General features: G+C 66.3%; 2 protein-coding genes. Both read right to left on the reverse strand.

The annotated features are described in order from the left end of the window. Positions 1–221: 221 nt before the first annotated feature. Positions 222–1,127, reverse strand: a complete 906-nt coding sequence (locus tag ACFWJO_RS38855) for an LLM class flavin-dependent oxidoreductase (protein WP_386872934.1) — start codon at positions 1,125–1,127, stop codon at positions 222–224. Positions 1,128–1,139: 12 nt separating this feature from the next. After that, positions 1,140–1,545 (reverse strand): NAD(P)H-binding protein (locus tag ACFWJO_RS38860; protein WP_386872936.1); only part of this gene is annotated, 406 nt, incomplete at its 5' end.

Raw genomic sequence — 1,545 nt, forward strand, 5'->3', positions numbered from 1 at the left:
GTCCAGCAACTCGTGGACGCCGACGAAGTTCGAGCCACGCACGTGCCAGTGCGCCTGCTTGGCGTTGATGGTCAGCCCCTGAAGGCCGAGTACGACGGGGGTAAGGAACTGCGCGGTCGCGACAACCGCTGTCGGGTCGCTCGCAGTCGTGGCGATGGTGTCTGTGCTGCTCATATCAATCGTTCTCCCTGCTCGTTTGTTTCTTGTTTCGGTGGATTCGGTCACGATCGGATGTCTGCGCCGGCTGGCTCTGATGCGGTTCGGGCTCGGAGGGCGGGGATGACGTCTTGTCCGATCTCCTCCATGACGTCTTCAACGTCTCGTCGTCCCGGCCGCAGCACGAGGTTGACGTGCACGACCCCTGCCGCTGCCAGTCCGGTGAGGTAATCGGTGAGACCGGTGGTGCCGACCCGTGCACCGAGGCGGATCGGCTCGAAGGGAGCGTCCGGGTTCTCCGCGAGGTCGAGGTAGAGGTTCGTCATGAACGGCTTGAGCGATATCGCCCGCCACTGCGCAGCGACGGCGCGCATCTGCGGACCTGCACGGTGGTACGTCATGTGCGCGTCGAGGTGCTCTGCCGCCCACGCAGGAGACTGCTGCGCGCCACCGATCCCGATCAGTGGAATCGTCCCGTCCGCAGGGGCGGGCAGGAACGAGTCCTGATCGATCCGGCCCAGCGCCGCCTGCGACCAGATCTCACGCAGCACGCGCACACCGTCGCGATAGGTCTCTCCCCGACGATCGAAATCGACTCCGAAGAACGGGTACTCACCCGGCCTGTCGCCCGAGGCGAGGCCGAGCAGCAGCCGCCCACCGGAGAGGACATCCACGGTTGCAGCTTCCTTCGCGAGCGCGACTGGATGCCGCAAGGGGAGGTAGCCGAGGTAGGGGATGGGGTCGAAGACCTGTCCGGCGTCGCCGAAGTCACGCGGTCGCCACATCGGCACGTCCCGCAGCCAGAGCGCCCGGAACCCGAGCCGGTCGGCGAGCTGCGCACGCTCCTGATGCCGGGTCAGGTCAGGGAAGAGTCCCTGACCGGAGACGTCTCGTCGGGCGAGATCGTTGTCCAGGGGCAGCTCGATCCCGAGGGACAAGCCGTTCTCGGTGAGCGTGTCCAAAGCGGTCATGGCATGCTCCGTTCAGTACCAGGATGGCTTGTCGCCGTCGGTGCCGGGCTTGTTCACGCCGAGCGAGGCGCCGATGCTGTCGGCCGGGTTCTTGACGAGTTCGGCGACGAGCGCGCCGACGCTCTTGCGGGACACCTCGGTGCCCTGGAAGGGCTCGCCCTTCTGGGTCAGCTCGTAGTCGACCTCGTCGGCGTCCGACAGCCACGCGGGACGGATGATCGTGTAGTCGAGGTTGGACTCCTCGATCAATTTCGCGGCGGCGCTGTACGTCTGCAGGTATCCGCCGTCGAGCATCCGGTGGTTCCACTTGCCGTACTCACCGGGCACCTCGTCGTAGATGCCGAGGGTGGAGATCCAGATCAACCGTCGTGTTCCCGCGGCGGTCAGCGCTGCGACGACGGCGCGGGCCTGAGCTTCG

It is taken from the genome of Streptomyces sp. NPDC127092, assembly GCF_042722475.1.
GTDB lineage: Bacteria > Actinomycetota > Actinomycetes > Streptomycetales > Streptomycetaceae > Streptomyces.